Raw genomic sequence first — 18,526 nt, 5'->3', positions numbered from 1 at the left:
ATCATGAGTGAAACCATGCCCCACGTCGCCATCGATACCGCCTATCCCGGCAACCTGTTCATGGTGGTGGCACCTTCCGGCGCAGGCAAGTCCACGCTGGTCAACGCGCTGCTGGCGCAGGATTCGGCCATCCGCCTGTCGATTTCCCACACCACCCGCGCGCCGCGTCCCGGCGAGCAGGATGGCCGCGAATATCACTTCACCACGGTGGATGCCTTCCGCGCGGCGCGTGACCGCGGGGAGTTCCTCGAGTGGGCCGAGGTGCATGGCAACTACTACGCCACCTCGCGCGTCTGGATCGAGCAGCAGATGGCCCAGGGCAACGACGTGCTGCTGGAAATCGACTGGCAGGGCGCGCAGCAGGTGCACCAGCGCTTCTCCAACGCCATGGAGATCTTCATCCTGCCGCCGTCGCTGTCAGCGCTCGAGGAGCGCCTGAACAAGCGCGGCCAGGACGAGCCCAAGGTGATCGTGCGGCGGCTGCTTGCCGCGGGCAGCGAGATGGCGCACGCCTCCGAGTCGGACTACGTCATCATCAACGAGGTTTTCGAGCAGGCACTGGAGCAGCTGCGCTGCGTGATCCGTGCAACCCGTCTGCGGTTTTCATCGCAGAAGGCACGCCACACCGAGCTGTTCATCGAGCTCGGAATTCATTGAGCCGGAGCGCGCGGGAACGTTTTTTGCCGCGTGCTGTAAAATAGCCGGCATCGCATAGGTTTTGTCCCAAGGTGGATTTGATATGGCGCGTATTACCGTCGAAGATTGTCTGAAACACATCCCGAACCGTTTCGAGCTCGCGCTCGCGGCGACCTACCGGGCCCGTCAGCTGGTGCAGGGTCACACACCCAAGGTCGAGGCCAAGGACAAGCCCACCGTGGTGGCGCTGCGCGAGATCGCCTCGGGCCAGGTCGGCATCGAGATGCTCAAGAAGGTACCTACCTGATCTTCGGGCGGCCGTGGCCAGTCTTCGCAATGCGTACCTTTGCATTCAGCACTTGCTGCATCTGCTAACGTACCTGTCCGCGAACACGATTGCACAGCCAGATTTCAGAGGCCGCCCTTATGTCTTCATCCCAGCCTTCTCCTCCTGCCGCAACGGCGAGCCCCACGGCCGCGCCGGCGCGCTCGCACGGAGAAGGGCCTGGTGATGCGGGCGGCGACGCAATGCCGCCCGTTCCGCGCAAGCGTGCCGGGAGCGGTCAGCCGAACGTGACCGCACGCACAGGCGCTCCCAATCTTCCTGATCCGCTCGGCGACAATGTCGTTGGCGAGCGTGGTGTCGCGCCCGCAATGGGCTCGGGCAAGGGCAGGGCCGCGCACGCCGCGGCCGAAGGCGAGCTGAACGAGGCGCCTGTCGCAGCCGCGTCGGGCGACGCGTTGTTCATCGACGCAGTGCTGGCGCAGTCCTACCGCCACTTCTTCGGTCCTACCTCGCAGCCCGCGGTGCCGCCGCGCCAGCAGGTGATCTCGATCACCCGGCTGATGGAAAAGCTCGCCTACCTCAAGCCGGTCGACCAGGCCATCGTGCGCGAGGCCTTCCAGTTCTCCGACGAGGCCCACCTGGGGCAATACCGGCAGAGCGGCGAGCCCTACATCACGCATCCGGTGGCGGTGGCCGAGCTGTGCGCGGACTGGAAGCTCGATGTCCAGTCCATCATGGCGGCGCTGTTGCACGACGTGATGGAAGACCAGGGCATCACGAAGAGCGAGCTGGCCGAGAAATTCGGCCCGAAGGTGTCGGAACTGGTCGATGGCCTGACCAAGCTGGACAAGCTCGAATTCCAGAGCCGCGAGCAGGCGCAGGCGGAAAGCTTCCGCAAGATGCTGCTGGCCATGGCGCGCGACGTGCGGGTGATCCTGGTCAAGCTGGCYGACCGCACCCACAATATGCGCACGCTCGATTTCGTGCCGCCCGAAAAGCGGCGCCGGATCGCGCTCGAGACCATGGAGATCTACGCGCCGATCGCGCACCGGCTCGGTCTCAACACCACCTACCGCGAACTGCAGGAACTGTCCTTCAAGGTCGGCTCGCCGTTCCGCTACGCCACGCTCGAAAAAGCGGTCAAGGCCGCGCGCGGCAACCGGCGCGAGGTGGTCAGGCGCATCCTGGAGACGGYGCAGAAAGCGCTGGGCGACGCGGGCATCGTGGCCGAACTGTCCGGGCGCGAAAAGACCCTGTACAGCATCTACCGCAAGATGCACGACAAGCAGTTGTCGTTTTCGCAGGTGCTGGATGTCTATGGTTTCCGCGTGGTGGTGGAAACGCAGATGCATTGCTATATGGCGATGGGCGCGCTGCATGGCTTGTACAAGCCCATGCCGGGCAAGTTCAAGGACTATATCGCCATCCCCAAGATCAACGGCTACCAGTCGCTGCACACCACGCTGGTGGGTCCGTTCGGCACGCCGGTGGAGTTCCAGATCCGCACGCGCGACATGCACCAGATCGCGGAAGCCGGCGTGGCCGCGCACTGGATGTACAAGCACCAGGCCGACCAGGCCAACGACATCCAGCAGCAGGCCCACCAGTGGCTGCAGTCGCTGCTCGATATCCAGAGCCAGACCGGGGATTCGCAGGAATTCCTCGAGCACGTCAAGATCGATCTGTTCCCCGACGCGGTCTACGTGTTCACGCCCAAGGGGCATATCCGCGCGCTGCCGCGCGGCGCCACCGCGCTTGATTTCGCCTATGCCGTGCACAGCGACCTGGGCAACCAGTGCGTCGCGGTCAAGATCAACAACGAGCTGCTGCCGCTGCGCACCGAGCTCAAGAGCGGCGACATCGTCGAGGTGGTGACGGCGCCGTACTCCAAGCCCAACCCGGCGTGGCTGGCGTTCGTGCGCACCGGCAAGGCGCGCGCGGCAATCCGCCACTATCTCAAGACCACGCGGCTCGACGAAGCCATCCAGCTCGGCGAGCGCCTGCTGGAGCAGTCCGCGCGCCAGCTCGGCATCGAACTGAAGGCGCTACCGCAATCGGTATGGGACCGCATGGTGCAATGGACCGGCAACAAGCACCGCGAGGACATCTTCGCCGACCTGGCGCTGGGGCGGCGCGTGCCCGCCGTGGTGGCCAAGCGCATGGAAATCCTGTTGCAGGAACTGTCCGGCGATGTCGACAGCGCCTTGCTCGCCGCGGTGCAGACCTTCGCCGGCGACGAAGCGCCGGCGGTGCCGATCACCGGCGACGAAGGCATGTCGATGATCTTCTCGGCATGCTGCCGCCCGATTCCCGGCGACTCCATCGTCGGCTACCTGGGCAAGGGTGAAGGCCTGCAGATCCACGTGCAGGACTGCAAGGTGGCCAAGCGCCTGCACAGCAAGGATCCCGAGCACTGGATCGACGTGATGTGGGCGCGCAAGACCACGCGTGCCTTCGATGTCTCGATCAAGGTGATGGTGCGCAACGTCAAGGGCATCGTCGCCCGCGTGGCGGCGGACCTGACCTCGGCCGACGCCAACGTGGCGCACGTCGCGATGGAGCAGCAGGAGGGCGGCCACCAGGAAGCCACCTATATGCAGTTCATCATCCAGGTGCAGAATCGCCTGCACCTCGCGAACGTCATGCGGGCGCTCAGGCGCAATCCCGACGTGATCCGCATCTTCCGCGACCGCAACGACAGCTGACGTGCCTGCGGCCGGGGTTCACGCCTTGTCCGGTTGCGCAGCGGCCCGCGCCGGGTAGCGGACTTCCAGGATATCGATCTGCTCGACTCCGCCGGGCGTGCGCAAGGGGACGGTGTCGCCCTCGCGCGCCTTGATCAGCGCGCGCGCGATCGGGGAGATCCAGCTCACGTGGTTGCTGTCGAGGTCCACCTCGTCCATGCCGACGATGGTGATGGTGGTTTCCTCGCCCGCCTGGTTGGCGTAGGTCACCGTGGCGCCGAAGAAGATCTGGTCGTTGTCGCCCTGCAGGGAGGCGTCCACCACCTCGGCCTTGTCCAGGCGCCGGGTCAGGAAGCGGATGCGGCGATCGATCTCGCGCAGGCGCTTCTTCCCGTAGTGGTAGTCGCCATTCTCCGAGCGGTCGCCGTTGGACGCCGCCCACGACACGATCTGGACCACCTCGGGGCGTGCCGCATCGATCAGGTGCATCAGCTCGTCGCGCAGGCGCTGGTAGCCTTGCGCCGAGATGTAGTTCTTGCTGCCCGGCGGCAGCGGGGTTGCGCCTTCGGGGAGGTCGTCGTCCTCGTCGTCGGACGACTCTTTGACAAATGCCTTGTTCATGGTGTGAATCACTTCGAGAGGGCTCTCATTATAGAAAGTCCGGGTGCGCTGTCAGAAAAAGCGAAAAAAAGCACAAAGGGGGTTCACAAACTCTGAAAGTACGATATAATTTCCTTCTCGAGTGCGGCTGTAGCTCAGTTGGATAGAGTACTTGGCTACGAACCAAGGGGTCGTGGGTTCGAATCCTGCCAGCCGCACCACCTATTAAAAGGGCTTCCAGAAATGGAAGCCCTTTTTCATTTCTGGCTCCATTTTCTGCATTTCCGGGCTCCGTTTCCGGATCTGCTTGTCCCGCCCGAACTCCCCGATCCCCTCCCCGGTTCCGCCCATTCTACGTCGGCCTCGCTTCCGGCAATGCGCGCGCTCGCGCAAGCGATTCAGAGTCTTCGCATCGCGAGGGGGATTGCGGATCGCTAATCTCTGATCCGGCGCGCAACCGATGCGCGCTTGTCTCTCGATCGCTTCCGCGCAGCCTTGCTTCCGGCAGTTCGTGCAGGGCGATCGCATTCTCCGAACGCATCCCTTGGGAGCTTCCTCGATGCGACCTTTGCCCTGGTTCGTTCTTGCCTTGCTGTTTGCCATGCTGGCGGGCGCCGCCCGGCGCCCGCCACGTAGCCGCATTTCGTGTGTGCCACTGCCTGCGCCGGCTTGCCGCCCGGCTGGCAGGGGCAAGCCGCGCGGCGGCATTGCCGGGGGCGGCCCGATGCAGGCTCACGGCGAGCGTGCGTGCGGCTTGCTGCTTGGCCTGCTCCACGACGGACGCTTCGATGGCGACGTGCGCGGGCTCGGCACAGGTGCCGAGCCGCGCGCGCAGGCCCATGCGCTTGCCGATGGCTGGCATATCCATACGCCCGGCGAAGCGCGGGGCACGCTGGCCTGGTTGCTGGAGGAGGGGCATCGCGCGTTGTATCCACAGGTTTGCCGGATCCTGTTCACCGCGCCGCGCGCGGCGCGCGAGCGGGAGATCGTGCTGCTTGACCAGTTCTTCGATCCCGTGCGCCTGGCGCGGTGCATCGACAATCTGGAGCGAGCGCTGCCGGGGCTGCGCGCGGATGGCTTCGTCGCCTCGGGTGAGGACCTCGCTCGCGGCGTGCTGGCATGGGACATGAGCCGCGCCGTCCATGTCGCGCGCATGGCCTATGACTGCGGGATGCAGAGCGAAGTGCAGGCCTGGGCTGTGATCGAGCGCGCGGCGGCACAAGTGTTCGCGCAGTTCGCGTCGTGGGAGCATGTCATGCATAGCTATCTGCTCGGGCGTGCGATGTGGGGCGGCCCCGATGGCGGGCTCACGCACCATATGTCGTTTGCGAGAGCCTGCATCGACGATCCCGCCAGCCCCTGGCGCGCCACGCCTTACCCCGGCCGTATCGCGATGTAGGCCTACGCCGCCTTGCTTGCCCGCGACGCGCGGGCTAGGCTGGAGCGGAGGCGCGGCGCTTGTGCGCGGTGCCCGACGACAGGCAACCGGGGAGGATTTCATGAGCAATTCGGACTGGCGCGTCGAAGCCTATCGCGGCATGGATGTCTATGTCCTGGTGTCCCAGCAACGGACCGACGGCGTCGCCTCCGTCGGCGGTCTGGGCGAATGGCGCTACGAGGTGAGGGTGGCCCAGGAGGGTGCGGATCCGTCCGATGCGGGCGACACCGAGCGTTCGTCGGGCGACGGCGTGCCCTTCGCAAGCCGGCGCGCGGCCGAGGAGGCCGCTTTTGCCGCGGGCTACCAGATAGTCGACAAGCTCGTGGGGCGCGCGGAGGGGTAGCGCACGCATTGCTTCAAGCCTGGCCGAGGTCGCGCGGAGCCTCTCCAGGCGGCTTGGCGTGCCTCGGGGCACACTTCCCAGTGTTATTGCAAATTGCACAACATCGCATATCACGTCGTGATATGCATTCTTCTTCTGCGTTTGATCGCGATCATGATGGCGCATTGTGGGGCGCCCTACTCTGAAGCTGAAGCACGTGGCCTGTTCCGCGTGCAGCAGCACGGAGGTGCCATCATGCCGGAGTTCAACGGCTACAAGATCATCTACGAAGTCCAGTCGCTGCCCAAGGCGAAATGGGCAATCCTGGTCGAGGTCATCCGCACGCTGGACGGCGCGGTGGTGGCGAAGCGCCATAATCCGTTCCCGCTCCAGACCTTCGGTGCCAAGCTCGAAGCGCTGGACCAGGTCAATCGCTATCTCCAGGAATTGCTGGGAGGTCTGGCCGCCAGCGCACGCACGCCGCGCGGCAAGGCCTAGCCGAATTGCGTCGATCTCCTGCGCGCGGCCTTGCGCGCAGGCTCCAGACCGGCAATCTCAGCGCCGCCCCCGTCCGCCTCCGCTGCGCCCGCCAGGGCCGCCAACGCGTCCCGAGCCTCCGCTCCAGCTACCGCCGCCGTGATAGTAGCCATGTCCCATGCCGTGATAGGGGTAGCCACCACGATAGTGATACCAGCCGTGGCCGGGTCCGCGGTAGCCATGAGAGTGGTAGCTGTAGACGACGGCACCGCCGTAGAAACCGCCGTAGAACGGCAGCGGATAGTCATAGTCGTAGCCATACCCATACCCATAGCCGACCGGCGGATACGCGACGCCGGGCTGGTAGAAGCCGTAGGGGTCGTAGGGGCTGTATGGGGAATAGCCGTAGCCGTTGTCGTAGGTTGCGCAGGCGCCCAGCGATAACAGCGGGAAAGCCAGTAGCAGGCGGAGCAGGGCGCGGCGCATGGTGCGTTCACTTCAGCATTGGCTGCCCGGCGGACACCGGGCGATAGCGATTAGAGGCCGCCATGGCCCGGGAGGTTCAGCGCCGCGGCGCCGGGCAAGGACGCTGTGCCGGCTTCAGGCTGGCATCCTGGCGAGTTCGGCGGCACGCGCGAACGTATCGCGCACCTGCGGCTGGTCCTCGCGCTGCGCGGCCTCGGCGCGCGCATCGAGGCGCTCGACCAGCACACTCAGGTTGTTGCCAGCGGGTGCCGTCTTGCTCGCCGCGCACTGGCGGGCGGCTTCCTGCACGAGTTGTCCGAGTTCCTTGGCGATGTCGGCGCCGTCGAAGGCGCTGATCGACAGGGCGGAAATCTGCTCGAGGTAGAGGTTGACCAACGCTTCGTCGTGTACCGGTTCGGGCATTTCCGTCTCCTTCACATGATGGCCGGGTGAGCTTCATTGTAGTGGCCGGGCGGAGACCCGGCTGTCGGAGCGAGGCCTACAGGAAGAGCCGCATCCATCACCGTGGCCTGCTTGCGTGGCCCATCTTGCTCCAGATCAAGTATGCATTAAATGGAAATGATTCCTATTTGAGTGGCGGGGTGCTTTCTCATACAATCGGCGCTCGCCCGTCACGGCCAATCCCCAACCTTGCCCACTGTCTTGCCGAGGTACCCGAAATCATGATGCTGCAGATCCCCGATGTGCTGACGCCGGCCCAGGTGGCCCAATGCCGCGAACTGATGGACGCTGCGCAGTGGACCGACGGCAACGCCACCTCCGGGCACCAGTCGGCGCTGGCCAAGCGCAATCTGCAATTGCCCGAGGGCTCGCCGGTGGCGCGCCAGGTCGGCGACCTGATCCAGGACGCGCTGGGCGCCAATGCGCTGTTTTTCTCCGCCGCCCTGCCGCTCAAGGTCTATCCGCCGCTGTTCAATCGCTACGAGGGCGGGCATGGGTTCGACAACCATGTCGACAATGCCATCCGCCATCTGCGCGGCACCAGTTTCCGCATTCGCAGCGACCTCTCCGCGACGCTGTTCCTGACGGCACCCGAGGACTACGACGGCGGCGAGCTGGTGGTGGAGGATACCTACGGCCAGCAGCGCGTGAAGCTGCCGGCCGGCCATATGGTGCTGTATCCCGCCACCAGCCTGCACCACGTGAGTCCGGTCACGCGCGGAGCGCGCGTGTCCTCATTCTTCTGGATCCAGAGCATGGTGCGCGACGATGGCCAGCGCTCGGTGCTGTTCGAGTTGGACACGCAGATCCAGCGCGTGGCGCGGGCGCTGAGCCATAGGGAACCCGCCGTGGTGGGACTGACCGGGGTCTATCACAACCTGCTGCGCCGCTGGGCCGATGCCTGAGCCGGGAGGCGGAAAATGGGGCAGCGGGAGGGATGGCAGCGGGGAGGGAGATGCGGGGCGGGTACCGGATCTTTCGAGGCCGGCGCCCGCCGCTACGCTTCGGGCCGGTTGCCGGCCAGGGCGCTGCAGTGATGGAAAGCGGTGATGGTGAGCGGCTATTCTCGATCGCGCCGCTGCGGGGGCAACGGCACCATGGCAACACGCCGTCGCGCGGGTTTGAGGGCGCGGGTGGGCCAGAAGACGTAGGTGGTATGCGGATCCATCGGCTTGCCGAAGTAGGACACCCACACCTGCACGCCCTGTTCGGTTTCGGCAACGATTGCGGCCACTGCGCGGGCCGCGACTGCGGGAGACTTGAGCAAGGTGGCCAGTGCTTCGACGCCTTGGACTACGTGGTGTTTGACACCGCCGAACCACGCATACTGGCGCATGGCTGACAACAAACGCTTGGTCATGGACGCTAGTGTTTGGTTAGTGGAATTAGTGAGACAGGAGCTTACCCGCTTTGTTCAGCGCCAGGCGATGGGACTTGTCTATCGCTTTCCCTGAGTCATCGGACTACGTGCCGGTCGTGCGCCGCATTGACAAGCCGATGCGCGCGGATTAGCGTCGTCATCAGGACTGTCATGTCCGCCGGCCGTTTCCAGGAGCTTGCCGATGACCGAAGAGATGCTGATGCAACTGATGGTCGAAGTCGAGAAAGAGGACCCGATCGATTACGCCGACCTGCCCTTCGACGATGCCACGCTGCGCGGCCTGGTGTGCCGCCTGGTGGCGCAGCGCTCGAGCGCGATGGAGTCCGCGGGCATGCGTGCGGACGACCTCCTCGCCACCATGTGGGCGTCCACCGCCAAGCTGGTGCTGGAGAACATGGTGCTCAATGCGCGGCTGCTGACGCTGCAGGGCCTGCCCGGGTGATCAAGTGGATAATCGTCGCGGCGTATCTGGGCGCGGTCCTTTACGTGCATTTCCGCGGCAAGGTGAGGTTGCGCATCTGGCGCCAGCTGCTGGATCATTCGGCGCTGGTGGCGCCGGTCAACTGCTTCATGTACATCTTCTCCGGCGTGCCGCGCACGCCGTATATTCCCGTCGACCGGTTCCCCGAGCTCGAGAAGATCCGCGCCGCCTGGCCGCAGATCCGCGACGAAGGGCTGGCGCTGGCCGCGATGCGCAAGATCAAGGCTGCCGAGAAGAACGACGACGCGGGCTTCAACTCGTTCTTCAAATACGGCTGGAAGCGTTTCTACCTGAAATGGTATGAGGCGCGCCACCCGTCCGCCGAGGTCTTGTGCCCGCGGACGGTGGAACTCCTGCGCGGCCTGCCCAGCGTGAAGGCGGCGATGTTCGCCGAGCTGCCGCCCGGCGGCAAGCTCAACCCGCACCGCGATCCGTTCGCCGGTTCGCTGCGCTATCACCTCGGCCTGGCCACGCCCAACGACGACCGCTGCTTCATCGAGGTCGACGGCGAGCGCCATAGCTGGCGCGACGGCCAGGGCGTGGTGTTCGACGAGACCTACCTGCACTGGGCGGAGAACAAGAGCGACAGCAACCGGCTGATCCTGTTCTGCGACATCGAGCGCCCGATGCGTTTCGGCTGGGCCGGCAAGGTCAATCGCTGGATGGGTCGCAAGGTCATGACCGCCGCGAGCTCGCCCAACGAAGAAAGCGACCAGACCGGCATGATCAACCGGCTGTTCCGCATCGTCTGGGTGGGCGGGCAGTATCGCCGCCGCTTCAAGGCCTGGAACCGCCAGGCGTACTACGTGGTCAAGTTCGGCCTGATTGCCGCCGGCGTGGCGCTGATCGTGTATCTCTGAGGAAGCATCGGCGAGGCCGGCGCGGCGAGCGCCGCGCCTCGTCTCCCAGGCAGAAGGGCCGGCATTCGCCGGCCCTTCTGCCTTCTGTCTCCTGTCGTCCGCGCGCCTGCGCCGCGCCCTCGCTGTCTCAGCGGCGCCGGCGCTCGCGCTCGTCGTCCAGCGCCTCGTAGTAGGCGCGCTTGGCCTGGTACATGCGCGCGTCGGCAAGCTTGATCGCGTCGCTCAGCCGCTCGCCGATATGGCAGGTGGCGGTGCCGATCGACAGGCTCAGCGCGGTGCCGGGATAGAACTGGTTGTTGAGCTCCACCACCTGGTGGATCTGTTCCATCACGGTGGCCACGCCGCGCTCGTCGCGTCCCGGCAGCAGCACCATGAATTCGTCGCCGCCGACGCGCGCCACGCAGACCTGGTCGCCCACGGCCTTCTTCAGCGCCTCGCCGGTACGGCGCAGCAGCGCGTCGCCGTCGCCATGGCCAAGCTGGTCGTTGACCTGCTTGAGCCCGTTCAGGTCCAGCGCGATCACGCTGACCGGCCACGGCCCCTTGCGGCCCAGGCGCGCCAGCTCATCCTCGTAGTAGGCGCGGTTGTAGAGCTTGGTGAGCACATCGTGCTTGCCGAGGAATTCCACGTAGGCCTCGGCCTTCTTGCGCGCGGTGATGTCGGTCAGGGAGACCAGCACCTGGTCCCAGTCCGCCTCGTGGCCCGGAAAGACCGACCACTGCATGAACACGTCGACCGGCCGGCCATCCAGCGCGTAGTTGACGACCTCGCGCTGCTGCCACAGCCTTTCGTTCCACAGGTCGATCAGCTGCTCGGCGAACTGGATGCGCATATTGTCGCGGAACACATCGCCCAGGCGCGACAGCAGCTCTGCCTTGGACGAGGCGCTGAACATCAGGAGCGTCTGCTGGTTGACGTCGAGCACGCGGATTTCCTGCATGCAGCGCGAGATGAAATCGGGATGCACGTTGAGGAATGTGCGGAAATCCGTGATGCCCGCGCCGCGCACTTCGTCCAGCAGCAGCTTGACGGCGCTGAAGTCCTCCACCCACAGCGAGACCGGCGAATGTTCGAACAAGCCAAGCGCGTACTGCTCGCTGCGGCGCAGTTCGCGCTCGGTGGACACACGCACCGTGATGTCCTCGATGGACAGCAGTACGCGCGCCCAGGTGTCTTCGTGGCCGGGCATGACGGTCGCCTCAAGGCGGATGTCCAGCCGCTTGCCTTCGAGCGTGTAGTTGACGGTCTGGCTGGAAAAATGCAGCCCGCCGTCCCATAGCTGGCCAAGCTCCTCGACATGCTGGTCGAACATGTCGTCGCGGAAGACGGTGTCGAGATTGCTGACCAGGTCGGCCAGGTCGGAGGCGCGGAACAGGTCCAGCGTGCGCTTGTTGACGTCCAAGACGCGGATCAGCGCCGAGCACCGCGCGACCTCCCGCGGATGCTGGCGCAGGTAGCTGCGCAAGTCAGTGATGCCCCGTGCCCGCAGGACCTGGAAGTACTCGCGCACCGCGCTGAAGTCTTCGAGCCACAGCGAAACCGGCGCGAGCCGGAACAGGGTCTTGTATTCGTCGTCGATGCGCGACGCGTCGCTGGTGGCCGTCAATGTGTTTTTCTCCCTTTCCCGTTGGCGCGCCGGGCCGGCTGACCCGGTCGTCCGGGCCTTTGCCGGACCGCTGCCATGCGCGCACCGCCGATAGCATAGGGCAGCGGGGAGAAAAATGGGGAGGTGTGTGGCGTAAAAGCCTACGCGCAGCCGGGGGCCTTCCGTGTCGCGTTCGCGGCCACTTCGCGGCCACTTCAACGCCGCCTCGCGGCGACTCAGGCCTGGCGCGAGAGTTCGGCAATGCGGGCCGGCGCAAAGCGCTGCGGCGCGTTTTCCTGTTCGGCGATCAGTTGCAGCGTGGCTGCCTGCAGCAGCGAGCCGGCAGTCAGGTGCGAAGCCAGCTGGCGCAGCTCGTCGAGCTTGCCGCGGGCCGGGGCTTGGATGGAAGTCATGTCGCGCATGGTCTGCTCGGGAACAGCGGCCATGTTAGCGGCGACCGCGAACGCCTTGCTTTGCGCATGGTCATGTTCCGTGCGCGCGGCGCCATCGTCGCCGGTGTCCGGGCCGGGCCTGGCCGGCCTCGCTTCGGCGCGCGCCTTGCGGTGTGCCTGGTCGGCACGGCGCGCGGTGCACAGGCGCAGGGCCGAGCCGATCGAGTCTGCAGCGTGGGGGAGGGAAGGGAGTGCCATCTTTTCTCCTGGTAGGCGTCTTGCCACCTTCGGCAAGGCTCGCCAGTTTGCCGGCTGCCTCCGCCCGCGCCCAGCACGCTGCGATGAATGGCGGAATCGGTGGCGTGAACGGCGGGCCAGGCGACGGAGGCTGCCCCTGGCAAGCGCCGGGCCGTGGCCGGGCGGTGCCTAGCCCCTTGCGCGCGCCTCGCCGCGTCCGGTCCGCTGCGGCTTGCCGGCCACCCGTGCGGCCACGGCAGCCAGCGTGCGCAGCGCGCGTTCGATCTCCGGCGAGAACGGCATGCCGCAGTTCAGGCGCAGGAAATGGTCGAAGCGATTGGAGTTGGAGAACATGACCCCCGGCACCACGCGGATGCCGGCTTCCAGGGCCTCGTCGAACACGGCCTCGGAGGACACCGGCCCGGGCAGCTCCACCCACAGGTGCAGGCCGCCGTTTGGATTCGAGGCACGCGTGCCGGCGGGGAATTCGGCGGCGATCGCCTGCGCCACCTGCGCGCGCTGGCTGCGCAGTTGCTCGCGCAGGCGCCGCAGGTGGCGCTCGAAGGCGCCCGAGCCCATATAGTCCGCCAGCGCCATCTGCGCCAGCAACTCGTTGGGGCGCGACTGGCTGTACTTGAGCATTTCCACGCGGGCCTGCCAGCGGCCCGCGGCGATCCAGCCAAGCCGCATGCCGGGGGCGAGGATCTTGTGCAGCGACGCGCAGTGGATCACGCCGCCGCTGCGGTCCCAGGCCTTCAGCGCCGCCAGCGGCGCCTCCGTGTCAGCCAGTGCGGAGAAGCAGTCGTCCTCGATCAGCGCAATGGCGCGCTGTTCGCACCAGGCCACCAGCTGCGCCTTGTTGCTGTCCGGCATGATGCARCCCAGCGGGTTCTGCAGGTTCGGCACCACGACCACGGCGCGGATGTTGTCGTAGGTCTGCGCCGCCAGTTCCAGCGCTTCGAGCGAGATGCCGGTCTGCGGGCTGCTGGGAATCTCCAGCGCACGCATGCCCAGGCTTTCGAGGATCTGAAGCAGGCCATAGTAGGTCGGCGATTCCACGGCGATCACGTCGCCGGGCTGCGCCACTGCGCGCAGCGCCAGGTTGAGGGCCTCGGTGCAGCCGTGCGTGACGAGGATGTCCTCGGGCGCCACCGTGATGCGCGACAACAGCGCGTGCCGCGCCAGCACCGCGCGAAAGGCGGGGTGTCCGTCGGCATCGGCGGCACTGCCGAACAGCAGCGGGTGGCGCCGCAGCGCGCGTGCCGCCGCATCGCGCAGCGCCTGCGCCGGGTAGAGCGAGGGCGCGCCGCAGGCGCCGGCGAAGTTCACCGCCACGGAGTGCTGTCGCCCACGGGCGGTGATGGCAGAAATGCGCTCATGGATGCCGACATACTGCGCCGGGTCCGGCAGCGTGGCGGCTGGCTCCGCGATCGGGGCCAGCGGCTGGTGGCGCGCGGGCGGCGCGTGCCGCACGAAATAGCCCGAGCGCGGCCTGGCCTCCAGCAGCCCGTCGCTTTCCATTTGCCGGCAAGCCTGCAACGCGGTGGACAGGCTCACGCCATGCAGTTCCATCAGGGTGCGCACGGACGGCACGCGGTCGCCCGGCTTCAGCGTGCCGGTTTCGATGGCATGGCGATAGTGCTGCGCAAGCTGACGGTAGAGCGGGGCGGAGTCCATGCGGCATGGTGGCGCGGCGGCGGCCTGCGCAACAGATACAGATGTAGGTGTTCTGTATCGTAACAGATGATTTTTCGGTGTTCTGTTACGGTTCACCTCGTGCATCCGTGTGCCTGTTTTGCCSGGGGGCGGCCCGATAGTCTGGAGCCTTGCCATCACAGCACGGAGCCGCATCATGCAAGGCTATCGTTCAGACCCGACCGAATCCGCCGAACCTGTCATCCCTGCCGTGACGCCTGCGCGCGTCATGGCGCCCGCTGGCGCGCCGGAGGCCCAGCTGCTCGATCTCGAGACCAGCCGTATGCTGCGGTTTTATGCCAAAGCCGGCACCACGCTGTACCTGATGGAGGGCGAGCTCGAATTGTCCGGGCCGCCGCGCTGGCTCGCCGACACGATATGGCGGCAGCCGCAGCGCCTGGCGGCCGGCAGTTCGGTCACGTTGCCGGCAGGCTGGGTGGAAGTGCTGGCCAGGCGCGCCGCCACGCTGAGGCTGTACCGGCCCGCCGCGCAGCCGTGGCGGGCTCGCTGGCTGGGCCTCGCTGCGCGATTCCGGGCCGCCGCATCCCCCGCCGCACCGCAATGCATTCACGGAGAGCAACAAAAATGAGCGAACTTGCAATTTCCTATGACGACGTGGTCGAGGCCCACCGGCGGCTGGAGGGCGTAGCCCACCGCACGCCGGTCATGACGTCCGCCTTTGCCGACGCGCAGAGCGGTGCCCAGCTGTTCTTCAAGTGCGAAAACTTCCAGCGCATGGGCGCCTTCAAGTTCCGCGGCGGCTACAACGCCATCGCGCAGTTCACGCCAGCGCAGCGCAAGGCGGGCGTGATCGCGTTCTCCTCGGGCAACCACGCGCAGGCCATCGCCATGTCCGCCCGGCTGTTCGGGGTGCGCGCGGTCATCGTGATGCCGCAGGATGCGCCGGCCATCAAGATCGCCGCCACGCGCGGCTATGGCGGCGAGGTGGTGCTGTACGACCGCTATACCGAGGATCGCGAAGCCATCGGCCGCCGCCTGGCGGAAGAACAGGGCCTGACCCTGATCCCGCCATACGACCATCCGCACGTGATGGCCGGGCAGGGCACCGCCGCCAAGGAACTGTTCGAGCAGGCCGGCCCGCTGGACGTGCTGATCACCCCGCTCGGCGGTGGCGGGCTCCTGTCCGGCTGCGCGGTGGCCGCGCGCGCGCTGAACCCGGGCTGCCAGGTGATCGGCGTCGAGCCCGAAGCCGGCAACGATGCCCAGCGCAGCCTGCGCAGCGGCAAGATCGTGCATATCGACACGCCGGACACGCTGGCCGACGGCGCCCAGACCCAGCACCTCGGCAACCTGACCTTCCCGGTGCTGCGCAGCCTGGTCGACGATGTCGTCACGGTCAGCGACGCCGAGCTGGTCGAGGCCATGGCGTTCTTCGCCGGGCGCATGAAGATGGTGGTGGAGCCGACCGGCTGCCTGGCGGCCGCGGCGGTATTCGCCAGGCGGCTCGATGTCAGCGGCAAGCGCGTGGGCATCGTGATCTCGGGCGGCAATGTGGACCTGGCCCGCTTCGCGACGCTGCTGCAGCCGGCGCAGTCATAGCGCTCGGCACGCCTGCGGCGCTCAGGGCTGGGCGTCGCGGGCGCTCAGCAGGCCGTGCGCCACCATGTCCAGCGCGGGGCGCGTGTCGCCGTTCTTGTCGGTCCAGACCTTGGGCGTGAGGCTGCCCGCGAGCGCCACCGATTCGCCGTCTTCCAGCGCCAGCAGCGCGGCGCGCACCTTGTCGGCGAACGCGATCACGTTGACGATCACGGTGTCGCCGTCGCCGAGCGTGGCCTTGAGCCTGGCGGTGACGAACAGGCTGCCGCCCTGGCCGGTGCGTTCGCTGGCGTGGCCATGGAGGCGGCCGCTGACTAGTCCATCGATCATGGTGTTCCTTGATGGGTTGCTGTGAAAGGCAAGGGCGCGAAGGCATGCGCGCGGGTGTGCCGGGGTGCGGAAGATCTCACAATTTCGCCGCCGCGGGGCAGAGATTGCAGGGCCTGGCCCGAAAAACTATAAAATTGCGGTCCGGCCAGCCCGACGCTCACCCAGAGTGCAGTTCGCGTCCCATGCGGGGCGGACCTACCGGCCGCAGAATTCCAGGTTCCCATGCTACGTCTAAGTGAAGTCAAACTCCCGCTCGACCATGCCGAGAGCGATCTCGATGCCGTGGTGCGCGCGCGCCTGGCCGAGATCGGTGTCACGGCCGATGGCCTGACCGGGTTCACCGTGTTCCGCCGCGCGCACGACGCCCGCAAGCGCTCCGACATCAAGCTCACCTACATCATCGATATCGCGGTCAAAGACGAAGCCGCGGCGATCGGGCGCATGGCAGGCAAGCCCAACTGGAGCGTGACGCCGGACATGGCCTACCGCTTCGTGGCGAAGGCGCCGGCGCAAGGCACGACGCTGCGTCCGGTGGTGATCGGCATGGGCCCGTGCGGGCTGCTCGCCGGGCTGATCCTGGCGCAGATGGGCTTCCGTCCGATCATCCTCGAGCGCGGCAAGGAAGTGCGCGAGCGCACCAAGGACACCTTCGGCCTGTGGCGCAAGAGCGTGCTGAATCCCGAATCGAACGTGCAGTTCGGCGAAGGCGGGGCCGGCACCTTTTCCGACGGCAAGCTGTACAGCCAGATCAAGGACCCGAAGCACTACGGCCGCAAGGTGCTGGAGGAGTTCGTCAAGGCTGGCGCACCGGAAGACATCCTCTATCTCGCGCGCCCGCACATCGGTACCTTCCGCCTGGTCAGCATGGTGGAGAAGATGCGCGCGGAGATCTTCGCGCTGGGCGGCGAGATCCGCTTCGGTACGCGCGTCGAAGACGTCGACATCGACAATGGCAAGCTGCGCGGCCTCAAGCTGCACGACGGTGAATACCTCGAAGCCGACCACGTGGTGCTGGCCGTGGGCCACAGCGCGCGCGACACCTTCCAGATGCTGCATGCGCGCGGCGTGTTCATGGAAGCCAAGCCGTTCTCGCTGGGTTTCCGCATCGAGCACCCGCAGGGCCTGATCAACCGCAGCCGCTTCGGCAAGTTCGCCGGCAACAAGCTGCTCGGTGCCGCCGACTACAAGGTGGTGCACCACGCCAGCAATGGCCGTGCCGTCTACAGCTTCTGCATGTGCCCGGGCGGTACGGTGGTGGCCGCCGCGTCCGAGCCGGGCCGCGTGGTGACCAACGGCATGAGCCAGTATTACCGCGCCGAGCGCAACGCCAATGCCGGCATCGTGGTCGGCATCACACCCGAGGACTTTCCTGGCGGCCCGCTGGCGGGCATCGATTTCCAGCGCCACTGGGAAGAGCGCGCCTTCGAGCTGGGGGGGCGCAACTACAATGCGCCGGCACAGCTGGTGGGCGACTTCATCGCGCGCCGGCCGTCCACCGCGATGGGCTCGGTGGAGCCGTCGTACAAGCCGGGCGTCACGCCGACGGATCTCTCCGACGTGCTGCCGTCGTACGTGACCGAGGCCATCCGCGAGGCCTTGCCGGAGCTCGACAAGAAAATCGCCGGCTTTGCCATGCACGACGCGGTGCTGACCGGCGTGGAAACGCGCACTTCATCGCCGCTGCGCATCCGCCGCAAGGACAACTACCAGAGCATGAACGTGGAAGGCCTGTACCCGGCCGGCGAAGGCGCCGGCTACGCTGGCGGCATCTATTCGGCGGCCATCGACGGCATCGAGGTGGCGGAGGCCGTCGCGCTGAGCATCGTCAAGGGCGTGTGAGCAAAGCGCTGCCCTGAGCGAAGCGCTGCTTCAGGCAGCGCGTTCCAGCCAGGCAGCGGCGCCCAGCCCGGCCGCGCGCCCGCTGGCGAAGCAGGCGGTGAGCAGGTAGCCGCCGGTGGGCGCTTCCCAGTCCAGCATCTCGCCGGCGCAGAACACGCCCGGCATGGCGCGCAGCATCAGCCGGGCGTCCAGCGCCTCGAACGTGATGCCGCCTGCGCTGCTGATGACTTCGTCGATAGGGCGGGCGCGCAGCAGGCGCAGCGGCAGCGCCTTGATCGCGGCGGCCAGCCGCGCGGGATCGGCGAAATCTTCCTTCGACAGGCATTCACGCAGCAGCCCGGCCTTGACGCCGGTAATGCCCAGCTTGCTCTGCAGGTGGCTGGACAGCGAGCGCGCGCCGCGCGGGCGCTGCACCGCCTCGGCCACGCGCTCCGCGCTCAGGCCCGGGGCGAGGTCGAGATGAATCACGGCCTCGCCGGTGCTGTCCAGCAGGTCGCGCATCGGCGCGCTCAGCGCATAGACCAGGCTGCCTTCGATGCCGCCCGCGGTGATGACGAACTCGCCCTGGCGATAGTGCTGGTTGCCGTCGCGGTCCTGCAGGCCGATCGCCACGGCCTTGACCGRCTGCCCCGCAAAACGTGAGCCGAAGTGCTCGCTCCAGGCCACGTCGAAGCCGCAGTTGGCGGGGCGCAAGGGCGCCACCTCGACGCCGCGCGCCGCCAGCAGCGACACCCAGGCGCCGTCCGAGCCCAGCCGCGCCCAGCTGCCGCCGCCCAGCGCCAGCACCACCGCATCCGCC

21 protein-coding genes and 1 tRNA gene are annotated in these 18,526 nt (G+C 66.8%); 13 read left to right on the top strand and 9 right to left on the bottom strand.

All coding sequences use genetic code 11. The features are described 5' to 3' along the window. Nucleotides 1-3 precede the first annotated feature (3 nt). The 3 genes from gmk (at nucleotide 4) to AC1DO7_RS27115 (ending at nucleotide 3,627) form a co-directional block, all read left to right on the top strand. The gene (gmk, locus tag AC1DO7_RS27125) at nucleotides 4-657 is read left to right on the top strand and encodes a guanylate kinase (protein WP_441612430.1); all 654 of its coding nucleotides are present in this window, start codon (nucleotides 4-6) and stop codon (nucleotides 655-657) included. Nucleotides 658-739: 82 nt separating this feature from the next. After that, nucleotides 740-943, top strand: a complete 204-nt coding sequence (gene rpoZ / locus AC1DO7_RS27120; RefSeq protein ID WP_006578656.1) for a DNA-directed RNA polymerase subunit omega — start codon at nucleotides 740-742, stop codon at nucleotides 941-943. A gap of 266 nt (nucleotides 944-1,209) precedes the next feature. Continuing rightward, entirely contained in the window at nucleotides 1,210-3,627 is a 2,418-nt protein-coding gene (locus AC1DO7_RS27115; RefSeq protein ID WP_477116764.1) for a RelA/SpoT family protein, read from the top strand. Between the two features lie 18 nt (nucleotides 3,628-3,645). Here the strand turns inward: AC1DO7_RS27115 and greB are convergent, their stop codons facing one another. Beyond that, entirely contained in the window at nucleotides 3,646-4,227 is a 582-nt protein-coding gene (gene greB, locus AC1DO7_RS27110; RefSeq protein ID WP_441612428.1) for a transcription elongation factor GreB, read from the bottom strand. A gap of 123 nt (nucleotides 4,228-4,350) precedes the next feature. Between greB and AC1DO7_RS27105 the strand changes: the two genes are divergently transcribed. The 4 genes from AC1DO7_RS27105 (at nucleotide 4,351) to AC1DO7_RS27090 (ending at nucleotide 6,464) form a co-directional block, all read left to right on the top strand. Continuing rightward, nucleotides 4,351-4,427, top strand: a tRNA-Arg gene (locus AC1DO7_RS27105). Between the two features lie 428 nt (nucleotides 4,428-4,855). Beyond that, a complete protein-coding gene (locus AC1DO7_RS27100; RefSeq protein WP_441612427.1) occupies nucleotides 4,856-5,605 on the top strand; it encodes a DUF1266 domain-containing protein in 750 nt (249 codons plus the stop codon). 100 nt (nucleotides 5,606-5,705) lie between these two features. After that, entirely contained in the window at nucleotides 5,706-5,987 is a 282-nt protein-coding gene (locus tag AC1DO7_RS27095; protein WP_441612426.1) for a hypothetical protein, read from the top strand. Nucleotides 5,988-6,221: 234 nt separating this feature from the next. Beyond that, nucleotides 6,222-6,464 carry a hypothetical protein gene (locus AC1DO7_RS27090; RefSeq protein ID WP_441612425.1) on the top strand — a complete coding sequence of 81 codons (243 nt, stop codon included), beginning with the start codon at nucleotides 6,222-6,224 and terminating at the stop codon, nucleotides 6,462-6,464. 57 nt (nucleotides 6,465-6,521) lie between these two features. On the opposite strand, the gene AC1DO7_RS27085 is transcribed toward AC1DO7_RS27090, so the two are convergent. Further along, nucleotides 6,522-6,929: a hypothetical protein gene (locus AC1DO7_RS27085; RefSeq protein WP_441612424.1), complete on the bottom strand. Its 408-nt coding sequence runs from the start codon at nucleotides 6,927-6,929 to the stop codon at nucleotides 6,522-6,524. Between the two features lie 114 nt (nucleotides 6,930-7,043). Then, nucleotides 7,044-7,331: a hypothetical protein gene (locus tag AC1DO7_RS27080; protein ID WP_441612422.1), complete on the bottom strand. Its 288-nt coding sequence runs from the start codon at nucleotides 7,329-7,331 to the stop codon at nucleotides 7,044-7,046. Between the two features lie 260 nt (nucleotides 7,332-7,591). Between AC1DO7_RS27080 and AC1DO7_RS27075 the strand changes: the two genes are divergently transcribed. Next, a complete protein-coding gene (locus AC1DO7_RS27075) occupies nucleotides 7,592-8,275 on the top strand; it encodes a Fe2+-dependent dioxygenase (protein WP_441612421.1) in 684 nt (227 codons plus the stop codon). Between the two features lie 155 nt (nucleotides 8,276-8,430). Here the strand turns inward: AC1DO7_RS27075 and AC1DO7_RS27070 are convergent, their stop codons facing one another. Then, the gene (locus AC1DO7_RS27070; RefSeq protein ID WP_441612420.1) at nucleotides 8,431-8,730 is read right to left on the bottom strand and encodes a hypothetical protein; all 300 of its coding nucleotides are present in this window, start codon (nucleotides 8,728-8,730) and stop codon (nucleotides 8,431-8,433) included. A 202-nt stretch (nucleotides 8,731-8,932) separates the two neighbouring features. On the opposite strand from AC1DO7_RS27070, the gene AC1DO7_RS27065 reads away from it, so the two are divergent. Both AC1DO7_RS27065 and lpxO read left to right on the top strand, forming a co-directional pair. Then, the gene (locus tag AC1DO7_RS27065) at nucleotides 8,933-9,193 is read left to right on the top strand and encodes a hypothetical protein (protein WP_477116763.1); all 261 of its coding nucleotides are present in this window, start codon (nucleotides 8,933-8,935) and stop codon (nucleotides 9,191-9,193) included. Next, nucleotides 9,190-10,092: a lipid A hydroxylase LpxO gene (gene lpxO / locus AC1DO7_RS27060; RefSeq protein WP_441612418.1), complete on the top strand. Its 903-nt coding sequence runs from the start codon at nucleotides 9,190-9,192 to the stop codon at nucleotides 10,090-10,092. Before AC1DO7_RS27065 ends, lpxO begins: the two co-directional genes overlap by 4 nt. Nucleotides 10,093-10,219: 127 nt before the next feature. Here the strand turns inward: lpxO and AC1DO7_RS27055 are convergent, their stop codons facing one another. From AC1DO7_RS27055 to AC1DO7_RS27045, 3 genes are all read right to left on the bottom strand, one after another. Continuing rightward, nucleotides 10,220-11,698, bottom strand: coding sequence for a sensor domain-containing diguanylate cyclase (locus AC1DO7_RS27055; protein WP_441612417.1), 1,479 nt, complete (start codon nucleotides 11,696-11,698; stop codon nucleotides 10,220-10,222). 215 nt (nucleotides 11,699-11,913) lie between these two features. Next, nucleotides 11,914-12,327, bottom strand: a complete 414-nt coding sequence (locus tag AC1DO7_RS27050; RefSeq protein WP_441612416.1) for a hypothetical protein — start codon at nucleotides 12,325-12,327, stop codon at nucleotides 11,914-11,916. Between the two features lie 168 nt (nucleotides 12,328-12,495). Next, on the bottom strand, nucleotides 12,496-13,983 hold the full coding sequence (locus AC1DO7_RS27045; protein ID WP_441612415.1) for an aminotransferase-like domain-containing protein: 1,488 nt from the start codon (nucleotides 13,981-13,983) through the stop codon (nucleotides 12,496-12,498). A gap of 175 nt (nucleotides 13,984-14,158) precedes the next feature. Here AC1DO7_RS27045 and AC1DO7_RS27040 point away from each other — a divergent pair, with 175 nt between their 5' ends. Both AC1DO7_RS27040 and AC1DO7_RS27035 read left to right on the top strand, forming a co-directional pair. Beyond that, nucleotides 14,159-14,590: a hypothetical protein gene (locus AC1DO7_RS27040; protein WP_441612414.1), complete on the top strand. Its 432-nt coding sequence runs from the start codon at nucleotides 14,159-14,161 to the stop codon at nucleotides 14,588-14,590. Continuing rightward, nucleotides 14,587-15,561, top strand: a complete 975-nt coding sequence (locus AC1DO7_RS27035; RefSeq protein WP_441612413.1) for a threo-3-hydroxy-L-aspartate ammonia-lyase — start codon at nucleotides 14,587-14,589, stop codon at nucleotides 15,559-15,561. Before AC1DO7_RS27040 ends, AC1DO7_RS27035 begins: the two co-directional genes overlap by 4 nt. A 21-nt stretch (nucleotides 15,562-15,582) precedes the next feature. Here the strand turns inward: AC1DO7_RS27035 and AC1DO7_RS27030 are convergent, their stop codons facing one another. Next, complete coding sequence (locus AC1DO7_RS27030; protein ID WP_441612412.1) at nucleotides 15,583-15,888, bottom strand: single-stranded DNA-binding protein; 306 nt, start codon at nucleotides 15,886-15,888, stop codon at nucleotides 15,583-15,585. 222 nt (nucleotides 15,889-16,110) lie between these two features. Between AC1DO7_RS27030 and AC1DO7_RS27025 the strand changes: the two genes are divergently transcribed. Then, the gene (locus tag AC1DO7_RS27025; RefSeq protein WP_441612411.1) at nucleotides 16,111-17,727 is read left to right on the top strand and encodes an NAD(P)/FAD-dependent oxidoreductase; all 1,617 of its coding nucleotides are present in this window, start codon (nucleotides 16,111-16,113) and stop codon (nucleotides 17,725-17,727) included. Nucleotides 17,728-17,757: 30 nt separating this feature from the next. Here AC1DO7_RS27025 and AC1DO7_RS27020 read toward each other — a convergent pair. Continuing rightward, the coding region (locus AC1DO7_RS27020) for a TIGR03862 family flavoprotein (protein ID WP_477116762.1) at nucleotides 17,758-18,526 on the bottom strand (769 nt) is incomplete at its 5' end.

It is taken from the genome of Cupriavidus sp. 05N40 (assembly GCF_056397305.1).
This window is presented reverse-complemented; position numbering and strand designations above follow the sequence as displayed.